The organism is Pseudomonas sp. NFX224, from assembly GCF_048565165.1.
In the GTDB taxonomy this organism is placed as follows: domain Bacteria; phylum Pseudomonadota; class Gammaproteobacteria; order Pseudomonadales; family Pseudomonadaceae; genus Aquipseudomonas.
The window spans coordinates 2,102,799-2,121,729 of the sequence record NZ_CP183416.1; the positions used below are offsets into that span (position 1 = coordinate 2,102,799).

Here is an 18,931-nt window from a genome sequence, read left to right on the forward strand (position 1 = left end):
GCCATGGACCTGATCGACACTCACACCCACCTGGACTTTCCGGACTTCGACGCCGATCGTCAGGCGCTGATGACCGAAAGCCGCGCGCTCGGCGTGCGGCAGATGGTGGTGCTGGGGGTTTATCAAGGTAATTGGCAGCGCGTCTGGGAGCTGGTGCAAAGCGATCCCGACCTGCATGCCGCGTTCGGTTTGCACCCGGTCTATCTGGACGACCATAGCCCCGAACACCTGACGGAACTCGGCGACTGGCTGACCCAGCTGGCCGGTCATCGGCAACTGTGCGCGGTGGGCGAAATCGGCCTGGACTACTTCATCGAAACCCTTGACCGCGAGCGCCAGCAAGGGTTGTTCGACGCACAACTGCAACTGGCAGCGGACTTCCATCTTCCCGCACTGATTCATGTACGACGCAGTCACGCCGCGGTGATCGCCACGCTCAAGCGCTTCAAGTTGAAACGTGCCGGGATCATCCACGCCTTTGCCGGTAGCCGTGAAGAAGCCCGGGAGTACATCAAGCTTGGCTTCAAACTGGGCCTGGGCGGTGCGGCGACCTGGCCGCAGGCACTGCGCATGCACCGCGTGCTCGCCGAGTTGCCGCTGGAATCGGTGGTGCTGGAAACCGACTCCCCGGACATGGCGCCCGCCATGTTCCCCGGTCAGCGCAACAGCCCGGCGCACCTGCCGGCGATTTGCGCGGCACTGGCCGAGATCATGCTCATCAGCCCAGAGCAATTGGCCGCCACCAGTACCGCCAATGCCCGTGAACTGTTCAACTGGTAATCAGTCCGTATGCGCCTTGGCGGCTTCAAGAATCAAGGTCATGTGCTGACGCTGACGAGCAAACCGTAAAGCGATGAAGTAAACGAAAATCGCCACCAACGAAACATTCATCTGCTCCACGACGCTGAGCAGTCCGACCCACTCCAACACCAGTGCCACCAACAACGCAGTGCACACCGTGACCAACAGGCTTGCCTTCAACATGGCCACCGAGTCCAGGGACTTGAAGCGCTTGATCTGTTTCGGGTCATTCAACTGCAAGGCTTTCTGGCAGTGAGAACAGGTGAAGGGTTCATTGATTGCAATGGCATTGAGCTGCCAGGGCTTGAGTAACAGCGTGCGCTGGCAATGGGCACAATGCCCCTGAATTCCATGCGTAGCTGTAGACATGACGGGGCCTCCTCTGTGTCGATGATGTGGATCTTCGTTCATTGAAGACGAAAAATCAGAAGGCGGAGAAAAACAGGAGAATGCTTACCCGGAAAGGGGAAAAGTATTACAAAAACTTCAGACCCCCACAGATCCTGTGGGAGCGGGCCCGCTCCCACATTTTATCTCTGTCGTGTCGTTAAACCCGGAACGCGCTGATCAACTGTTTCAGCTCCACCACCTGCGCCGACAACGCGCGGCTGGCATCCTCAGTCTGATGCGCGCCTTCGGCGGTACGCTCGCCGGCGCGGTTGATCTCGACGATGTTCTGGTCGATGTCATGGGCCACGGCGGTTTGCTGCTCTACGGCGGCGGCGATTTGCTGGTTCTGGTCGACGATCATGCCCACCGCGCCGAGGATGTTTTCCAGTGCCTGCTGGACCTTTTCCGACTGCCCCACGGTGCCGTTCGCCATCTCATGACTCACGCCCATTGCCTTCACCGCGGCGCCGACACCACCATGGAGCCTGGCGATCATCTGTTCGATTTCCTCGGTTGATTGCTGGGTGCGTTTGGCGAGGGTCCGGACCTCGTCCGCCACCACCGCAAAACCACGCCCCTGCTCTCCGGCCCTCGCCGCTTCGATCGCAGCGTTCAGCGCCAACAGGTTGGTCTGCTCGGCAATGCTCTTGATCACTTCCAGCACACGGCTGATGGACTGACTGTCGCTGGCCAGTTGATTGATCACCAACACCGATTGATCGATCTCACTCGCCAGCGCGGCGATGCTGCCCTGCTGTGACTGCACCAACCCACGACCACTGATGGTTTCATCGTTGACGCTGTGGGCACTGCTGACCGCTGCAGCAGCACTGCGCGCAACCTCCAGCGACGTAGCCGACATCTGATTCATCGCCGTAGCGACCTGCTCGATCTGCGTACGCTGACCGGCGACAGCCTGGTTGCTTTGCGCAGACACGTTTTCCACCTGCCCAGCCTGGCGCTCGACTTCACTGACGGTTTGCCCGACGCGTTCGATCAGATCATGGATTTTTTTCACGGTGCCATTGAACACCTCGCCCAACTCGCCCAGCTCATCACGGCTGTGGGCACTGAACGTGACCGTCATATCGCCGGCCGCCACTTTGTCCATCACCCCGCCAAGGCGTTTGAGCGTGGTGCGGGTCGAGAAATAGAAGCCGCCGTACAGGTAAAAAATCAGTACAAACACCACCGACAGCGCTACAGCCTGCATGATCATGTGCGTGCGGTTTTGCTCAAGGCGCTGCTGCAACTGGGTGTCGAGAAATGTCAGGGTGGCTTCATTAAGCTGGTAAGTCTGATCCATCAGGCCCGTGACCTGATCGTAAAAAGCCTGCCACGGCGCATCCAGCGTGTCGGCCATCACCACCTGCTCTTCGAACAACTCGCTGGCCTTCTTCAACGATGCCTTGCTGCTGTCAGCCTGGGCAGCCAGGGTTTCCCGCGCGGCTTTGCTGGAGCTCAAAGCGTCTTGCAACTTCAGGCCATATTCACCCTGAAGTTTTTCAATCTGCGACAGCAATTCATCAAAACGGGTGCTCGACGCCGAATTGAGAAAACCCTGCCCCAACGAATAGGTGCCCATCGCCCGGCCCTCACCCAGAATCTGGGTGACACGCGGCGTGACGACGGTCACGAGCTCGCTCAACTGGCGCATGTCGCTCTGATTGTCGCGACTCAGACCGGCCTGGCTGGTGATGATCTGGCTGAAAATCTGCGCGCTGCCAACCATTTTGCCGATCAGCGCACTTTTGCTTTGCAGGGAGTTTTCCGTTTGCTGAGCCTTGAACGCGGCAAGCATTTCATCGCGCTTGCCGTCGAACACCGCGATCTGCTCCGGATCGGTGGTCATCGCGGTCAGCCCTTGCAGGCGCGCCAGAATGCTTTGTTCGAGTGTGGTGATCTGCGATTCGACGTTACTGGCCTTACCCGACTGACCGAGGGTGACGTTGATCTGCACCAGATTGTTCAGGGTTTCCAGATCGCGCCGTAGCGTCAGACTGCTGCCCAGCAAATCGAGGCTTTGCAGCTCGATGCGGGTGCCCTGAAATTCGCGATAGGAGTCGCGCACCAGGTAGAAGTTGGTCACCAGCATCGGCACCAGGAACAGGACGCTGATCAGGCTGAACTTCATGCCGAAGCTCAAGCGGTTCATCAGTGCGACGGCGGGATAGAGCAAGCTCTTCACTGTGAAGTCTCCCTTTGATTTCTTATTTTTATTGGCAGGCGCAGCCAGGCAGCAGATAGCCACCATTGGGCGCTATCCCTGTATAGCTCAAATCAGGGGATGGTTTTGTAACTTAAGGTTAACGAAGGGGGATGTTTTGGTTGGTTCGTGATGCATCCGCGACATCAGCTCGGTTGTCAGATCGTCATCGCCAGCAGGCTGGCTCCCACAGTTTGAAATGCGTAAGGACCAGACAATCAGGCCGGCCGGTAGGCCGCCTCGGCTGCGGGCTGCCCTAAGGCAACACCGTCCAAAGCGCAAACCCCGCATACCAAAGCACCGCCGCCCGCAGCAGTAATTCCCAGATCCGATCAAGACTATTGATGCCCTCAGGCCCAACCATCGGCGCCGGGATTTCAGCAGCCACCAACCCGGCCTTCTCGATCAGCTGCGCGGCACTGATGTTCCAGTTCAACAACTCATGCAACATCACCCGACTCACCGCAACAAAATTGCCGACCAGGGCAAAGCTCGCCGCCAGCAAACGCACCGGTACCCAATCAAACGCATGGCGCAACTGAGCAGCACGCTCGACCACCGCGGAGTTCTGTCCATGCTCCTCAGCCAAAGCGAGCAACCGGTAACTCAGGGCTGCGACCGGCCCCAACAGGAAGTACCAGAAAATCACCGCAAAAAAGCTCTGGTATGCCTCCCACAACAAATGCCCTTCGACCCGCTCCAGCAGTTGCTCGCCACTGTCGGCACAGATCTCCAGGTCACGCTTGGCGACATGGGCCGCGGCTTGCAGGTCTTCCCGGCGCCAGGCGTCGCGAAACGGCCCGAGACCCGCCAGCAGATCGCCGCGCCCCAGACTGTAAATCACCACCAGTAGATGCACCGGCAACGCCAGCAAGCCGTAAGCCACCGGGTCCAGCACCAGCAACAGCAGCCCCAGCAGCGCGACCGGCAACAACACCAGCACGAGCAAAACCAGCCATGGCTTTTTCGCCAGGCGCGGGCTGGATTCGAGTTTATGCAGCTCGCGTACCCAACCGCCATCTCTCTGAATCTGGTGGCGCAAGGCCGAGAACTTCTCAATCCATACCGCCAACAGCAACACCAGAAAACTCATTGTCGCTCCTCTTTTTCCACTGCGGCGTTAGCCAGCGCCGCGCGATAGCGTGCCCAGTCGAACGCCGGTCCCGGATCCGTCTTGCGCCCGGGCGCGATGTCGCTATGCCCGCAAATACGCTGTGGGGTAATGCCCGTGAAGACGTTTTGCAGTTGCCGGGTCAGGGCAATCAACGCGTCGTATTGAGCATCGGTGAACGGCAGATCATCCGTGCCCTCCAGCTCAATGCCCAGGGAAAAATCGTTACAGGTTTCCCGCCCCTCGAAACTCGAAACCCCGGCGTGCCAAGCGCGCTCGAGGCAGGAGACAAACTGAGTAACCGCGCCATCACGTTCGATCAGAAAGTGCGCAGACACCCGCAGATCGGCAATCCCCTCAAAGTAAGGGTGCTCCGTGACATCCAGGCGATTCTGGAAAAACTCCTGCACCTTGCCCGTGGCGAATTGCGCCGGTGGCAGGCTGATGTTGTGGATCACCAGCAGGGAAATTTCGCCCGTGGGGCGCGCATTGAAGTTGGGTGAGGGACACAAACGCACGTCCTGACACCAACCGCTCGCGGGGTCCAGCTGCATACCGATTCCTTCAACGACGACTGTGTTGGTGCCCAGTATGCCGCGATAGCCCCTCAGGACGCGATCACTTGCCGCGATTGAGGCCTCGCAGATTGCCGATCAGCCATTCAAGAGCCCGATTGCAGGAGGGAATCGACCAAATGCAGGCTTCAGAGCGATGGCAATGTCTCGGATGCCTTGGGTTGCTCCGCGCCATGGCCCTATAATCGGGCCACTTTGTTTGTGGAGCCCGCTATGCCGAATCTACGTCTCGCCGATTTGACCGCCGAAATCGAAGCCAACGTGCGCCGTGCGTTGCTCGAAGACGTCGGCAGCGGCGACATCACCGCGCAATTGATCCCGGCCGAACGCCTGGCCAAAGCCACCATCATCACCCGCGACGCCGCCGTCATCTGCGGTACTGCCTGGGTGGATAACGTGTTTCGGCAACTGGACCCGCGGGTTGCGGTGCACTGGCAGGTCGCCGACGGCGAACGGGTCAAGCCCAATCAAGTGTTGTTCCACCTCGAAGGCCCGGCTCGTTCGCTGCTGACCGGTGAACGCAGCGCGCTGAATTTCCTGCAACTGTTGTCCGGCGTAGCCACCCGCGCGCAGTACCTGGCCGACTTCGTGACCCAGACTCAGGTAAAACTGCTGGACACCCGCAAAACCCTGCCGGGGCTGCGCCTGGCGCAAAAATACGCCGTGACCTGCGGCGGTTGCCACAACCACCGCATCGGCCTGTACGACGCCTTCCTGATAAAGGAAAACCATATCGCCGCTTGCGGTGGCATCGCGCAGGCCATCGCCGCCGCACACAAGATCGCCCCGGGCAAACCGGTGGAGATTGAAGTGGAAAGCCTGATTGAGCTTAAAGAAGCCCTGGCGGCCGGCGCCGATATCATCATGCTCGACGAACTGAGCCTGGATGACATGCGCGAAGCCGTACGCCTTAACGGTGGCAAGGCAAAACTGGAAGCCAGTGGCGGGATCAACGAAAGCACCCTGCTGCCGATCGCCGAAACCGGTGTGGACTACATCTCGATTGGTGCGATGACCAAGGATGTGAAGGCCGTTGATTTATCGATGCGCTTGAGTCTCTGAGCCCCTCTTGCAATGAAAAACGCCAGCCTCGACAAGGCTGGCGTTTTTGCATCAGACCACCAGATTGTTCATCTCGCAGTACTCTTCCCACTCGACTCCCAAGACCTCGGCGGCCTCTTTGTGCAGTTCAAGGCGTTTGACCTCGAACTCTTCAGGGGTTGAAGTGTACTTGAGTGTCAGCTCCCACGGCTGCAAGCCCTGGGCTTCGGCCTCATCCTCGAACGCCCACTGAATCTGGTCTTTCTGATCGTCGGCTGGCAGGTCCTTGATCTCGTCCATCAGTTTGGACGCGTCCAGCACGTACTTCTTCAGGGCTTCTTCGTGTCGTTGTTCTTGAGTCAATTCTTTCACGGTCATGGCGTTCTCGCTGATCATGGGAATGGAAGATGGATCTGGATCATCAAGGATCTCTCTGACGCAAAAAACCGATTGCAGCCCGGTTTGTCTGGCCTTCAGAACCATTCGGGATCATCTGAAAACTGCTGGGCGAAGCTCATGCAGGCATCGAATATAGGACGTTTGTCGGACGATTTACACGACTCTTTACATCCATCCACAAAAAAACCGTTCATCGCCCGTGGCACTCGGGAACATTAGACCAGCCTCCAAGCCATAGCGATGCGCCATATGGCACTTCACATGGAACTCAAGCGATGCGGAGTTTTTCGAAGCTTTCGTCTGTACTGTCCACCAGCACAATGACGGCTGTGCTGGGACTTCTGGCGCTACCGAGAACGGCACTGGCCGGCATTGAACTGAGCAACAGTTACACGTCCACCAACAGCAAAGTGATCGCTATCCACAATGAGTACGGCAAAGACGTTCTGGTCAATACAGAATTCGACGTCAGTGACCTGAAGGCAATGCAAACCACCCTTAACGATCAAGCGTGCAGGATCGCGAAATGGATCAGCTCAAACGCACGGTCGACGATTTGAGAAACAAGCTGAAGTAAGAAGGGATGGTGCCCGAGACAGGAATCGAACCTGCGACCTTCGCGTTACGAGTGCGCTGCTCTACCGACTGAGCTACACGGGCAGTGGGCTAAACCTAGCATCGCGAAGCAATACCGGCAACTTCGACCCGTATCCCGGTTTTTCACCGGATAAAAAAAGGTTCTCCACGGAATCCCGGGAAACACAGAAACAAGAACGCCGATTTGATTGATGATGTTCGTGCGAGCAAACACATCTAACAAACCGGCGTTCTTATGCGCGATATTAATACTTTCCTTCCGTTTTGGGAGGGCTTTTCTGTCGTCACGATCAAGCCTGAGGGTGATGCCCTACGGATCGAACTGACTCCTCACGCCACCCGATTTCCTTCCTGTGGCGGCTGCCAAAAGCCTTGTTCAACCACTCATGAGTATTGCGAGCGAACCGTTCGCGATTTGCCCATTCTCGGCCGCGCGGTACGCCTCAGCGTGCTGCTCAGGCGCGTTGGCTGCCGCGACTGTGGCAAACGCATGGAGGCCGTGAGTTGGCTGGATCGCTATGCGCGCATGACACGCCGCTTGGCTGATGCGGTTATTCAGGCCAGCGAACGCCTTCCCACCCTGCACGTGGCCCAGATGTTTGGGCTGCATTGGGACACCGTGCGGTTGCTGGAGCGTCGGGCCTTGCAAGCGGCATTGAGCGAGTTGCCGACGGCTCAACCACGACGCCTGGTGATGGATGAATTCGCGCTGTTTAAAGGGCATCGCTACGCCAGTGTTGTGTTGGATGCCGATACGCGACGAGTGCTATGGATCGGCGAAGGTCGCAGCCGGGCGGCAGTTCGGCCCTTTTTCGAAGAGCTTGGGCCAGAGGGATGTGCTCGAATCGAAGCGGTGGCAATGGACATGAACACTGCGTTTGACCTGGAGGTTCGTCAGCACTGCCCGAAAGCGCGTGTGGTCTACGACCTCTTTCATGTGGTGGCCAAATATGGCCGAGAGGTCATTGACCGGGTCCGCGTCGACGAAGCTAACCGATTGCGTCATGACAAGCCGGCTCGCAAGGTCATCAAGCAGGCGCGATGGCTATTGCTGCGCAATCCACAGAATCTGAAAACGCCGGAACAGCAGGTTCGCTTGCAAGATTTGTTGGCGGCCAACCAATCGCTGATGACGGTGTATTTGATGAAGGCTGAGCTCAAAACACTCTGGACACCGAGTGCTGCCTGGGCTTGGCGATCGGCCTGGAAGCAATGGCTGCGCCATGCTCATGAAAGCGAACTACCGGCACTGATCCAGTTCGCCAATCGGCTGAAGGCTTACTGGCGAGGCATCGTCAGTCGGGTTCGCTGGCCGATGCACACAGGGCAGTTGGAAGGTATAAACAATCGAATAAAGGTCATCAAACGGATGGCGTACGGTTACCGGGATAGCGAATTCTTTTTCATGAAGATCAAGAGCGTCTTTCCCGGTAATCCGTGAAGAACCTAAAAAAAGGCCCCGCAGCTTTCACTGCGGGGCCTTTCTTACAACGTTGAAGCGGTCAAGCCGGCGCGTGATTAAACGCCCGAAGCCTTGGCTGCTGCTACGTCTTTGATGGACAGCTTGATACGGCCGCGGTTGTCCACGTCCAGTACCAGTACTTCCACTTCCTGGCCTTCTTTCAGGATGTCGGTCACTTTCTCTACGCGAGCGTCGCTCAGCATGGAGATGTGAACCAGACCGTCCTTGCCTGGCAGGATGTTGACGAATGCGCCGAAGTCGACGATGCGCTCAACCTTACCGACGTAGATCTTGCCGATTTCGGCTTCAGCGGTGATGCCCAGAACGCGCTGACGTGCAGCTTCAGCCGCTTCCTTGGTTTCGCCGAAGATCTTGATCGAGCCGTCGTCTTCGATATCGATCGAAGCCTTGGTCTCTTCACAGATCGCACGAATGGTCGCGCCGCCTTTACCGATGACATCACGGATTTTGTCGGTGTCGATTTTCATCGCGATCATGGTCGGTGCGTTGGCCGACAGTTCGGTACGCGACTGGCCGATGATCTGGTTCATCTGACCGAGGATGTTCAGGCGCGCTTCCAGGGCTTGGCCCAGAGCGATTTCCATGATTTCTTCGGTGATGCCCTTGATCTTGATGTCCATCTGCAACGCAGTAACGCCTTTGGCGGTACCGGCTACTTTGAAGTCCATGTCGCCCAGGTGGTCTTCGTCGCCCAGGATGTCGGTCAGAACAGCGAACTTCTCGCCTTCTTTAACCAGGCCCATGGCGATACCGGCAACCGGCGCCTTCATAGGCACACCGGCGTCCATCAGAGCCAGGGAAGCACCGCAAACGGAAGCCATCGAGCTCGATCCGTTGGATTCAGTAATTTCCGAAACAACGCGGATGGTGTACGGGAACACGTCAGCGGCAGGCAGCATGGCCGAAACCGAACGACGGGCCAGACGGCCGTGACCGATTTCGCGACGACCAGCGCCACCCATGCGACCACACTCGCCCACCGAGAACGGAGGGAAGTTGTAGTGCAGCATGAACGGGTCTTTTTTCTCGCCTTCCAGGGTATCCAGCAGTTGTGCGTCACGGGCGGTGCCCAGAGTCGCAACCACCAGAGCCTGGGTTTCACCGCGGGTGAACAGAGCCGAGCCGTGGGTCTTTGGCAGAACGCCGACTTCGATGTTCAACGGACGTACGGTCTTGGTGTCGCGACCGTCGATACGTGGCTTGCCGTTTACGATGTTTTCGCGAACGGTGCGGTATTCGATTTCGCCGAAAGCCGCTTTGACTTCGCTGGACGAAGGCTGGCCTTCTTCACCGGACAGCTTGGCAACGACCTGGTCCTTCAACTCGCCCAGGCGAGCGTAACGGTCGGCCTTGACGGTGATGGTGTAAGCCTGAGAGATCGCTTCGCCGAACTCGGCACGGATAGCGCCCAGCAGCTCGGTGGCTTCTGGTGCAGGAGCCCAGGTCCAGGTTGGCTTGGCAGCTTCAGCGGCCAGTTCTTTAACGGCGTTGATCACCACCTGGAACTCGTCGTGAGCAAACAGTACGGCGCCCAGCATCTGGTCTTCGGTCAGCTCTTTGGCTTCCGATTCAACCATCAGTACGGCGTCCGAAGTACCGGCAACGACCATGTCCAGGCTCGAAGCAGCCTGTTGCTCGTAGGTCGGGTTCAGCAGGTAGCCGGTGCTTTCGTGGAAAGCAACGCGGGCAGCGCCGATCGGGCCATCAAAAGGAATGCCGGAGATCGCCAGCGCAGCCGAGGTACCGATCATCGCAGCGATGTCCGGATCGGTCTTCTTGCTGGTGGAAACGACGGTGCAGACGACCTGCACTTCGTTCATGAAACCTTCCGGGAACAGCGGACGGATCGGACGGTCGATCAGTCGGGAAGTCAGGGTTTCTTTTTCGGAAGGACGGCCTTCGCGCTTGAAGAAACCGCCAGGGATCTTACCGGCAGCGTAAGTCTTTTCCTGGTAGTGAACAGACAGAGGGAAGAAGCCCTTGCCTGGATCGGCTTGTTTGGCACCGACTACGGTCACCAATACGCTGACGTCGTCGTCAACGGTGACCAATACTGCGCCGGAGGCCTGACGGGCGATACGGCCAGTCTCGAGGGTAACGGTCGACTGACCGAACTGGAATTTTTTGATTACCGGGTTCACGGTGTCCTACCTTCTTTTGTGGCTCTTGGGGAAACGGGTTTCTTGCGAAATTCTTGGGCAATGTCGGGAATCGGCCCGACCGGTTGTCCGGGGTGTACTCACACAGGTAAAGCAGACATCCAGATAAAACTTGAGGCTGGGAGCCTGCCATGCGCCGGCGGAAAACCGCTGACGCACGACAGACAACCAACCTCTAGCGCAATCGCTTATTAGCGACGCAGACCCAGGCGACCGATCAGAGCGCTGTAACGGCTCACGTCTTTGCCTTTCAGGTAGTCCAGCAGCTTGCGACGCTGGTTAACCATGCGGATCAGACCACGACGGGAGTGGTGATCTTTACCGTTGGCCTTGAAGTGACCTTGCAGTTTGTTGATGTTGGCGGTCAGCAGTGCAACTTGCACTTCTGGCGAACCAGTGTCACCAACAGCTTGCTGGTAGTCAGCTACGATTTGAGCTTTTTCTTGAACGTCGAGAGCCATGAGGCAATCCTTTTATCAGGAAACTGTTTCAGAAAAACAGTTTCAACAGGCCAGGGACAAATCCCTGTATCTAAAAATGAGTAGTGACCGTGCCTGTTAACAGCCACCCTCGTTCGGTCATTCTGACCGAATCAGTCGACGTGGCGCGATGCGCCCGTCTTCGCTCACTTCACCGATACCGATGAAGCGACCATTGTGATCCTGTACCCGTACCATGCCAAACTTCGGAGCATCCGGAGCACGTACCGGCTGGCCGTTGAGCCAGTAGAACGCGCTCGCTTCCGAGAATTGCAGCAGTGGCCAATCCAGCAGGCCGCTGTCCGATGGCATCAGGAAGCGATCGACCGCTTCGTTGCCGCCTTCGGCATGTACCGCTTCCAGCTCTTCCAGAGTGACCGTCTGCGCCAGCGTGAAAGGCCCGGCCTGGGTACGTCGCAGTTCTGCCACGTAAGCGCCACAACCGAGTTGTTCACCAATATCCTCCACCAAGGTACGGATATAGGTGCCTTTGCTGCAATCCACTGCCAGTCGAGCAGTATCACCTTCGAAGGCCAGCAATTCCAAGCGCGTAATAGTAACAGAACGCGGTTCACGCTCCACTACTTCGCCAGCACGAGCCAGCTTGTACAGCGGTTGCCCATCACGCTTGAGTGCCGAGTACATCGGCGGTATCTGACTGATTTGACCGCGAAAACCCGGCAAAGCAGCTTCGACATCGGCGCGACCAACGGTCACCGGGCGCTCCTGCAAAACCTCACCCTCGGCATCCGCCGTGGTGGTGGTTTTGCCCAATTGCGCCAGGGTTTCGTAACCCTTGTCGGAATCGAGCAGATATTGCGAAAACTTGGTGGCCTCGCCGAAGCACAACGGCAACACACCGGTGGCCAAGGGATCAAGACTGCCGGTGTGCCCGGCCTTCTCAGCGTTGAGCAACCAGCGAACCTTCTGCAAAGCCGCGTTGGAAGTAAACCCCAGCGGCTTGTCGAGCAGGATGATGCCGCTGACGTTACGACGGATACGTTTGACCTGAGCCACCGGTTACTCCTTGGTGTCTTCGGCTTCTGCCGCAACCGGATGCTGATTGTCTTCAGCCACTGCGCGCTCGATCAATGCCGACAGGTGCGCACCGCGTACGACGCTTTCGTCGTAATGGAAGTGCAACTGTGGAACGCTGCGCAGCTTCATCTCACGAGCCAGCTGCATGCGCAGGAAACCGGCGGCGGAGTTCAGCACCTTGATGCTTTGTGCAATGTCTTCGGCACTGTCCTGCCCCATCACGGTGATGAAAATCTTGGCGTGACCGACGTCGCGACTGACTTCCACAGCAGTAATGGTGACCAGGCCTACGCGCGGGTCTTTGACTTCGCGACGGATCAGTTGGGCCAGCTCGCGCTGCATCTGATCGCCGATACGCTGGGTACGGCTATATTCTTTTGCCATGTCTTGTTACCTGTAACTGCCCCACGGTGAAACCCGTAAGGTCTGAAAGCGGCAAACGCCCGGCCTGACAGAAGCCAGACCGGGCGTTGCGTTTAGAGTCCGGACGATGCGCTGCACAATTGCATGCGGCAGGCCATCGCGGCTCTTGAAGTGCGCGAGTTAGAGGCTGCGAGCAACCTGAACCTTCTCGAAGACTTCGATCTTGTCACCGACTTTGACGTCGTTGTAGCTCTTCACGCCGATACCGCATTCCATGCCGGCACGTACTTCAGAAGCGTCATCTTTGAAGCGCCGCAGGGATTCCAGCTCGCCTTCGAAGATAACGATGTCTTCACGCAGTACACGGATTGGACGGTTACGGTGAACAACACCTTCGATAACCATGCAACCGGCGATCGCGCCAAACTTCGGCGAACGGAACACGTCACGCACTTCGGCGACACCCAGGATGTTCTCGCGAACATCGCTGCCGAGCATACCGGTCAGGGCTTTCTTGACGTCTTCGATGATGTCGTAGATCACGTTGTAGTAACGCATATCCAGACCTTCCTGCTCGACGATCTTGCGAGCGCCGGCATCGGCACGCACGTTGAAGCCGAACAGTACAGCGTTGGAGGCCAGTGCCAGGTTGGCGTCGGATTCGGTGATACCACCAACACCGCCACCCACTACACGCACTTGCACTTCGTCGTTGCCCAGGCCGTTCAAGGCACCGTTCAACGCTTCCAACGAACCACGGACGTCGGATTTGAGGACGATGTTGAGCGTCTTCTTCTCTTCCTGACCCATGTTTTCGAAGATGTTTTCCAGCTTGCCGGCGTGAGCGCGAGCCAGTTTGACTTCGCGGAACTTGCCTTGACGGAACAGAGCCACTTCACGGGCTTTCTTCTCGTCGGCAACCACGCTCATCTCGTCGCCAGCGTCTGGGGTACCGTCCAGGCCGAGAATTTCGACAGGGATGGCCGGACCGGCTTCCTTGATTGGCTTGCCGTTCTCGTCGAGCATGGCACGTACACGGCCATAGTTCGAACCGACCAGGACCATGTCGCCTTGACGCAGGGTACCGTCCTGAACCAGAACGGTAGCCACCGGGCCACGGCCCTTGTCCAGACGGGACTCAACCACGACACCACGGCCAGGAGCCGATGGAGTTGCAGTCAGTTCCAGAACTTCGGCTTGCAGCAATACGGCTTCGAGCAGTTCGTCGACGCCAGTACCCATCTTCGCCGAGACCGGTACGAATGGAGTGTCACCACCCCACTCTTCCGACGTCACGCCGTGAACGGACAGTTCGCTACGGATGCGATCGAGATCAGCGCCCGGCTTGTCGATCTTGTTCACTGCAACAACCAGTGGAACGCCGGCCGCTACTGCGTGCTGGACAGCTTCAATGGTCTGCGGCATTACGCCGTCGTCCGCTGCAACCACCAGGATCACGATGTCGGTCGCCTTGGCACCACGGGCACGCATTGCGGTAAACGCGGCGTGACCAGGGGTGTCGAGGAACGTCACCATGCCACGGTCGGTTTCAACGTGGTATGCGCCGATGTGCTGGGTGATACCACCGGCTTCGCCAGCAGCAACCTTGGCACGACGGATGTAGTCGAGCAGGGAAGTTTTACCGTGGTCAACGTGGCCCATTACGGTCACGACCGGAGCACGGGAAACTGCCTCACCTTCAAACTTCAGGGACTCGGCCAGGGAATCTTCCAGGGCGGTGTCGCTGACCAGGGTCACTTTGTGGCCCAGCTCTTCAGCAACCAGTTGGGCAGTTTCCTGATCCAGTACCTGGTTGATGGTCGCTGGAGTACCCAGTTTGAACATGAACTTGATGATTTCAGCAGCCTTGACCGACATCTGCTGAGCGAGATCGCCCACAGTGATGGTCTCGCCGATCTTCACTTCACGCACGACAGGGCCGGTTGGGCTCTGGAAACCGTGGGCGTTGCGTTTCTTCAGCTTGGCTTTGCCGCGACCACCACGACGGAAGCCATCGCTTTCTTCGTCGGTAGTACGTGGGGCAACGCGTGGCGCAGGCGCTTTCTCTTTGACCGAAGCACGATGCGGAGCGTTTTTGCGCTCACCATCGCCACTGCCGCGACGATTGTTATCGTCGGCACGTGGTTTGTCCGGACGGCGTGGTTCGTCACGCTTGCGAGCGTCGGCAGCTGGCGCTGCAGCCACGACCGGCGCGCTTTCACGCACAGGCTCGGCCACTGCAACAGGTGCAGCAACAGGTTCGGCTGGAGCGGTCGGCGCAGCAGCAGGCTGGCGACGCGCTTCTTCTTCGGCGCGACGCTTGGCTTCTTCTTCAGCCTTCTGACGAGCAGCATTTTCTACTGCGCGACGTTCATCCAGTTCACGCTTGCGCTCGGCTTCAATTTCTTCCGGGCTGCGCTGTACGAAGACTTTCTTCTTGCGTACTTCAACGCTGATGCTTTTGCTGCCAGCAACACGCAGGGTGCTGGTGGTTTTACGCTGCAGCGTAATCTTGCGTGGTTCTTCCACTTTCGCCTTGTGGCTGCTTTTCAAGTGAGTCAGCAACGATTGCTTCTCACTGTCAGTCACACTTTCTTCGGCGGCGGTGTGCGGCAGACCTGCCTCACGCATCTGCTGCAACAGGCGCTCTACCGGTGTTTTGACCTCATCGGCCAGTTGTTTCACCGTGACTTGCGTCATGCACTTCTCTCCTCAGGCCGCGCCTAATTACTCGAACCAGTGGGCTCGGGCGGCCATGATCAACTTGCCGGCACGATCATCGTCAATGCCGTCGATGTCGAGCAGGTCGTCAATAGACTGCTCGGCCAGGTCTTCGCGGGTAATTACGCCGCGCACCGCCAGTTCCATCGCCAAATCCTTGTCCATACCCTCAAGCGAGAGCAGGTCTTCGGCCGGATGGGCGTCTGCCAGCTTTTCCTCAGTAGCGATGGCTTTGGTCAACAAACGATCCTTGGCACGAGCGCGAAGCTCGTTGACGATGTCTTCGTCAAAGCCGTCGATGTTGAGCATTTCTTCCAACGGTACGTAGGCAATCTCTTCCAGGCTGGTGAAGCCTTCATCTACCAGCACCTGAGCCAGTTCTTCGTCGACTTCCAGCTCGTCGATGAAGTTGCGCAGGATGTCGCCGGTTTCTGCTTGCTGCTTAGCCTGGATGTCCGATTCGGTCATCACGTTCAGGGTCCAGCCAGTCAATTGGCTGGCCAGACGCACGTTCTGACCACCGCGACCGATGGCCTGAGCCAGATTGTCTGCGCCAACGGCGATGTCCATTGCATGGGCATCTTCGTCAACGATAATTGCCGCAACCTCGGCCGGGGACATGGCGTTGATTACGAACTGAGCCGGGTTGTCGTCCCACAGGACGATGTCCACACGCTCACCGCCCAACTCGCCCGACACTGCCTGGACGCGCGAACCGCGCATACCGATGCAAGCGCCCTGCGGGTCGATGCGTTTGTCCTTGGAGCGGACGGCGATCTTGGCGCGTGAACCCGGGTCACGGGACGCTGCCATCACTTCGATCAGGCCTTCAGCAATTTCCGGCACTTCGATGCGGAACAACTCGATCAGCATTTCCGGCGCGGTACGCGACAGGATCAGCTGAGGGCCGCGGTTCTCGGTACGGATTTCCTTGAGCAGCGCACGCAGACGCACGCCAACCCGGAAGGTTTCGCGAGAAATGATGTCTTCACGAGCCAGCAACGCTTCAGCGTTGTTGCCCAGATCGACGATCACGTTGTCGCGGGTCACTTTCTTCACGGTGCCGGAGATGATTTCACCCAGGCGTTCGCGGTAAGCGTCAACAACCTGAGCGCGCTCGGCTTCGCGAACTTTCTGCACGATCACTTGCTTGGCAGTCTGTGCAGCGATACGGCCGAATTCGATGGACTCGATTTTCTCTTCGACGACGTCACCGACCTTGGCGCCTGGATGCGTTTCAGCAACCTTGCTCGGCCAGGTTTCGATGGCCGGATCATCCAGGTCATCTTCTTCGACGACCGTCCAGCGACGGAAAGTCTCGTAAGCACCGGTGTGGCGATTGATTTCCACACGCAGATCGACTTCGTCCTCGAAACGCTTTTTGGTAGCAGTGGCCAGAGCCAGCTCCAGCGCTTCAAAAATTACGTTTGCCGGTACACCCTTTTCGTTGGATACCGACTCAACAACCAGCAGTACTTCTTTGCTCATCGTACGCCTCGCCTTTCGCAAGCCATTGGATCCGCGGGATCCGCGTCTCAGTCAAAACTGGGAATAATGTTGGCCTTGTCGATCATATCGATCGGCAACAGGAACTCATGGTCTTCAACCTGCACCACGACGTCCTGCTCTTCTACGCCGCGCAGAAGGCCCTGAAAGTTGCGTCGACCTTCAAAAGGCGAGCGCAGCTTGATCTTCACTTGTTCACCGGCAAATTTTGCAAACTGCTCAAGAGTGAACAGAGGGCGTTCCATGCCAGGCGAGGAAATTTCAAGGGTGTATTCAACGGAGATTGGATCTTCAACATCCAGTACACCGCTGATCTGACGGCTGACAATGGCGCAATCGTCCACCAGCACGCCGCCCTCTTTATCGATATAAACGCGCAACATCGAGTGACGACCCTGGGCCGAAAACTCAATACCCCAGCATTCATAGCCTAGGGCCACGACCACCGGGGCCAGCAAGGCCTGCAACTCTTCTAGCTTGCTCGACACCTGAACCCCCTAGTGCATGTATGTGCATGCTATGCAAAATAAAAAAATGGGCGAAACGCCCATCCTTGAAACGCCGTCGAACATCGGCGTTGAAAGTGTCCAGCTAACAAAAAGCCCCTTAAAAGGGGCTCCTTAAACTGGTTGCGGGGGCCGGATTTGAACCGACGACCTTCGGGTTATGAGCCCGACGAGCTACCAGACTGCTCCACCCCGCGACAAAGCTGGGGCGGAAGTATACGACCGATCCCCTACAGGGTCAATGTAACCTTCCACCTGCAAGAAAGCCCGCAACAGCGGGCTCTCCTGACTAATTGGTACCGAGAAGGGGACTCGAACCCCTACACCCTATGGGCACAACCACCTCAAGGTTGCGTGTCTACCAATTCCACCACCTCGGCAATACTACGTTTGAAACCCTTCTTACTTCTGCTCTTGAGCTGGAGGCACGTCAGTCGCTGGGGTAGCCGACTTTTGCTCTTGAAGCACCGGGACATCATCAGAAGCCGGTTGTTGCTTTGGAACTTCCAGAACTGCTGGATTTGGGAGACCTACTTGAGTCAGCTGGTGAGCCTTCTCTTTAGCAAAGTAACCTAACCCCAAGCTGGTTATGAAAAAACCTGCGGCAAGTATAGCAGTAAACTTACTAAGAAAGGTAGAGGAACCTTGGCTTCCGAACACAGTATTTGAAGCACCTGCTCCGAAAGACGCGCCAGCATCCGCACCTTTACCCTGCTGCAGCAATACGAGAGCAACTACGCCCAATGCACCCAACAGATGAAAAACGACTACGACTGTTTCCAGCATTTTTTCAGTTTCCCGCGGCGCGACAGATCGCACCGAACTCATCTGCATTCAGGGAAGCCCCACCAATGAGACCCCCATCGATATCCGGCATGCCGAACAGTTCGACCGCATTGGCCGCCTTCACGCTGCCGCCGTATAGAAGTCGCACACCTTGTGCGACTTCAGAATTCTCTGCCGCCAACTGGGCGCGGATGGCTGCATGCACATCCTGCGCCTGTTGCGGCGAAGCAGTCAGCCCGGTACCAATGGCCCAGACCGGCTCGTAAGCAATTACTGCATTTGCAAAGACACCGACACCCAGCTCGTCGATGATGCTGCTCAGCTGACGCGAGACAACTTCAACAGTCTTCCCCGCTTCACGCTGTTCAAGGGTTTCCCCTACACACAACACCGGGATCAAGCCACTTGCCTGTGCCGCTGCGAACTTGCGGATCAGCACTGCATCCTGCTCGCCCATAATCTGGCGGCGTTCGGAGTGCCCGACAAGCACCAGGGAACAACCTGCATCCACCAACTGACTCGGTGCAACTTCACCGGTCAACGCACCTTGTCCGGATTCCACCGCAGCATTCTGCGCACCAACCGAAATCGGCTTTTCCTGCAAGCCATCAATCACTTGATTGATATGCAGGCAGGACGGGAATACCGCGACATCAACACCACTCGGCAAGGCCAAGTCACGAAGGCCGTTGATCAGCTCAGCGACGCTGGCGCGGGTACCGTGCATCTTCCAGTTACCAGCTACCATAGGGCGACGCATGCTGTACCTC

General features: G+C 57.6%; 18 protein-coding genes and 3 tRNA genes. 4 read left to right on the forward strand and 17 right to left on the reverse strand.

The window, feature by feature from the left end; genetic code table 11:
* The first annotated feature begins 3 nt into the window (after window positions 1-3).
* Window positions 4-780, forward strand: a complete 777-nt coding sequence (locus ACNYC6_RS09500; RefSeq protein ID WP_419712082.1) for a TatD family hydrolase — start codon at window positions 4-6, stop codon at window positions 778-780.
* Here ACNYC6_RS09500 and ACNYC6_RS09505 read toward each other — a convergent pair whose 3' ends face one another.
* The 4 genes from ACNYC6_RS09505 to ampD all read right to left on the reverse strand — a co-directional run bounded on the left by ACNYC6_RS09505 (window position 781) and on the right by ampD (window position 5,062).
* Window positions 781-1,170 (reverse strand): hypothetical protein, encoded by a 390-nt coding sequence (locus ACNYC6_RS09505; protein WP_419712083.1) that lies wholly within the window; start codon window positions 1,168-1,170, stop codon window positions 781-783.
* 178 nt (window positions 1,171-1,348) lie between these two features.
* On the reverse strand, window positions 1,349-3,379 hold the full coding sequence (locus ACNYC6_RS09510) for a methyl-accepting chemotaxis protein (protein WP_419712084.1): 2,031 nt from the start codon (window positions 3,377-3,379) through the stop codon (window positions 1,349-1,351).
* Window positions 3,380-3,653: 274 nt separating this feature from the next.
* A complete protein-coding gene (gene ampE, locus ACNYC6_RS09515) occupies window positions 3,654-4,490 on the reverse strand; it encodes a regulatory signaling modulator protein AmpE (RefSeq protein WP_419712085.1) in 837 nt (278 codons plus the stop codon).
* On the reverse strand, window positions 4,487-5,062 hold the full coding sequence (gene ampD / locus ACNYC6_RS09520) for a 1,6-anhydro-N-acetylmuramyl-L-alanine amidase AmpD (protein ID WP_419712086.1): 576 nt from the start codon (window positions 5,060-5,062) through the stop codon (window positions 4,487-4,489). The genes ampE and ampD overlap by 4 nt, the downstream gene beginning before the upstream one ends.
* 234 nt (window positions 5,063-5,296) lie before the next feature.
* Here ampD and nadC point away from each other — a divergent pair, with 234 nt between their 5' ends.
* Window positions 5,297-6,145: a carboxylating nicotinate-nucleotide diphosphorylase gene (nadC, locus tag ACNYC6_RS09525; RefSeq protein WP_419712087.1), complete on the forward strand. Its 849-nt coding sequence runs from the start codon at window positions 5,297-5,299 to the stop codon at window positions 6,143-6,145.
* Window positions 6,146-6,196: 51 nt separating this feature from the next.
* Here nadC and ACNYC6_RS09530 read toward each other — a convergent pair whose 3' ends face one another.
* Window positions 6,197-6,502 (reverse strand): DUF6388 family protein, encoded by a 306-nt coding sequence (locus ACNYC6_RS09530; RefSeq protein WP_419712088.1) that lies wholly within the window; start codon window positions 6,500-6,502, stop codon window positions 6,197-6,199.
* Between the two features lie 296 nt (window positions 6,503-6,798).
* Here ACNYC6_RS09530 and ACNYC6_RS09535 point away from each other — a divergent pair, with 296 nt between their 5' ends.
* On the forward strand, window positions 6,799-7,083 hold the full coding sequence (locus ACNYC6_RS09535) for a hypothetical protein (protein WP_419712089.1): 285 nt from the start codon (window positions 6,799-6,801) through the stop codon (window positions 7,081-7,083).
* Window positions 7,084-7,107: 24 nt separating this feature from the next.
* On the opposite strand, the gene ACNYC6_RS09540 is transcribed toward ACNYC6_RS09535, so the two are convergent.
* A tRNA-Thr gene (locus ACNYC6_RS09540) sits at window positions 7,108-7,183 on the reverse strand.
* A gap of 172 nt (window positions 7,184-7,355) precedes the next feature.
* Between ACNYC6_RS09540 and ACNYC6_RS09545 the strand changes: the two genes are divergently transcribed.
* Window positions 7,356-8,561, forward strand: a complete 1,206-nt coding sequence (locus ACNYC6_RS09545) for an ISL3 family transposase (protein WP_419709226.1) — start codon at window positions 7,356-7,358, stop codon at window positions 8,559-8,561.
* 77 nt (window positions 8,562-8,638) lie between these two features.
* Here the strand turns inward: ACNYC6_RS09545 and pnp are convergent, their stop codons facing one another.
* From pnp to tpiA, 11 genes are all read right to left on the reverse strand, one after another.
* Window positions 8,639-10,744 carry a polyribonucleotide nucleotidyltransferase gene (gene pnp / locus ACNYC6_RS09550; protein ID WP_007915263.1) on the reverse strand — a complete coding sequence of 702 codons (2,106 nt, stop codon included), beginning with the start codon at window positions 10,742-10,744 and terminating at the stop codon, window positions 8,639-8,641.
* Window positions 10,745-10,953: 209 nt separating this feature from the next.
* Window positions 10,954-11,223, reverse strand: coding sequence for a 30S ribosomal protein S15 (rpsO, locus tag ACNYC6_RS09555; protein ID WP_046820615.1), 270 nt, complete (start codon window positions 11,221-11,223; stop codon window positions 10,954-10,956).
* A gap of 117 nt (window positions 11,224-11,340) precedes the next feature.
* Window positions 11,341-12,258, reverse strand: a complete 918-nt coding sequence (truB, locus tag ACNYC6_RS09560) for a tRNA pseudouridine(55) synthase TruB (protein WP_419712090.1) — start codon at window positions 12,256-12,258, stop codon at window positions 11,341-11,343.
* Between the two features lie 3 nt (window positions 12,259-12,261).
* On the reverse strand, window positions 12,262-12,663 hold the full coding sequence (gene rbfA, locus ACNYC6_RS09565; protein ID WP_034148332.1) for a 30S ribosome-binding factor RbfA: 402 nt from the start codon (window positions 12,661-12,663) through the stop codon (window positions 12,262-12,264).
* Between the two features lie 159 nt (window positions 12,664-12,822).
* The gene (gene infB / locus ACNYC6_RS09570; RefSeq protein WP_419712091.1) at window positions 12,823-15,342 is read right to left on the reverse strand and encodes a translation initiation factor IF-2; all 2,520 of its coding nucleotides are present in this window, start codon (window positions 15,340-15,342) and stop codon (window positions 12,823-12,825) included.
* A gap of 27 nt (window positions 15,343-15,369) precedes the next feature.
* Window positions 15,370-16,851 carry a transcription termination factor NusA gene (gene nusA, locus ACNYC6_RS09575; protein ID WP_093226792.1) on the reverse strand — a complete coding sequence of 494 codons (1,482 nt, stop codon included), beginning with the start codon at window positions 16,849-16,851 and terminating at the stop codon, window positions 15,370-15,372.
* Window positions 16,852-16,898: 47 nt separating this feature from the next.
* A complete protein-coding gene (gene rimP / locus ACNYC6_RS09580) occupies window positions 16,899-17,357 on the reverse strand; it encodes a ribosome maturation factor RimP (protein ID WP_419712092.1) in 459 nt (152 codons plus the stop codon).
* A 138-nt stretch (window positions 17,358-17,495) separates the two neighbouring features.
* A tRNA-Met gene (locus tag ACNYC6_RS09585) sits at window positions 17,496-17,572 on the reverse strand.
* 97 nt (window positions 17,573-17,669) lie between these two features.
* Window positions 17,670-17,755: transfer RNA gene (locus tag ACNYC6_RS09590), tRNA-Leu, on the reverse strand.
* Window positions 17,756-17,777: 22 nt separating this feature from the next.
* Window positions 17,778-18,161: a preprotein translocase subunit SecG gene (secG, locus tag ACNYC6_RS09595; protein WP_017336473.1), complete on the reverse strand. Its 384-nt coding sequence runs from the start codon at window positions 18,159-18,161 to the stop codon at window positions 17,778-17,780.
* A 4-nt stretch (window positions 18,162-18,165) separates the two neighbouring features.
* Window positions 18,166-18,921 carry a triose-phosphate isomerase gene (tpiA, locus tag ACNYC6_RS09600; RefSeq protein WP_419712093.1) on the reverse strand — a complete coding sequence of 252 codons (756 nt, stop codon included), beginning with the start codon at window positions 18,919-18,921 and terminating at the stop codon, window positions 18,166-18,168.
* Window positions 18,922-18,931 lie beyond the last annotated feature (10 nt).

What these genes read in the sequence shown, in the direction of transcription:
- ACNYC6_RS09500 (WP_419712082.1), top strand. Translation starts at nt 4, where the DNA reads ATGGACCTGATCGACACTCACACCCACCTGGACTTTCCGGACTTCGAC.
- ACNYC6_RS09505 (WP_419712083.1), bottom strand. Translation starts at nt 1,170, where the DNA reads ATGTCTACAGCTACGCATGGAATTCAGGGGCATTGTGCCCATTGCCAG.
- ampE (WP_419712085.1), bottom strand. Translation starts at nt 4,490, where the DNA reads ATGAGTTTTCTGGTGTTGCTGTTGGCGGTATGGATTGAGAAGTTCTCG.
- ampD (WP_419712086.1), bottom strand. Translation starts at nt 5,062, where the DNA reads ATGCAGCTGGACCCCGCGAGCGGTTGGTGTCAGGACGTGCGTTTGTGT.
- nadC (WP_419712087.1), top strand. Translation starts at nt 5,297, where the DNA reads ATGCCGAATCTACGTCTCGCCGATTTGACCGCCGAAATCGAAGCCAAC.
- ACNYC6_RS09530 (WP_419712088.1), bottom strand. Translation starts at nt 6,502, where the DNA reads ATGACCGTGAAAGAATTGACTCAAGAACAACGACACGAAGAAGCCCTG.
- ACNYC6_RS09535 (WP_419712089.1), top strand. Translation starts at nt 6,799, where the DNA reads ATGCGGAGTTTTTCGAAGCTTTCGTCTGTACTGTCCACCAGCACAATG.
- ACNYC6_RS09545 (WP_419709226.1), top strand. Translation starts at nt 7,356, where the DNA reads ATGCGCGATATTAATACTTTCCTTCCGTTTTGGGAGGGCTTTTCTGTC.
- rpsO (WP_046820615.1), bottom strand. Translation starts at nt 11,223, where the DNA reads ATGGCTCTCGACGTTCAAGAAAAAGCTCAAATCGTAGCTGACTACCAG.
- rbfA (WP_034148332.1), bottom strand. Translation starts at nt 12,663, where the DNA reads ATGGCAAAAGAATATAGCCGTACCCAGCGTATCGGCGATCAGATGCAG.
- infB (WP_419712091.1), bottom strand. Translation starts at nt 15,342, where the DNA reads ATGACGCAAGTCACGGTGAAACAACTGGCCGATGAGGTCAAAACACCG.
- nusA (WP_093226792.1), bottom strand. Translation starts at nt 16,851, where the DNA reads ATGAGCAAAGAAGTACTGCTGGTTGTTGAGTCGGTATCCAACGAAAAG.
- secG (WP_017336473.1), bottom strand. Translation starts at nt 18,161, where the DNA reads ATGCTGGAAACAGTCGTAGTCGTTTTTCATCTGTTGGGTGCATTGGGC.
- tpiA (WP_419712093.1), bottom strand. Translation starts at nt 18,921, where the DNA reads ATGCGTCGCCCTATGGTAGCTGGTAACTGGAAGATGCACGGTACCCGC.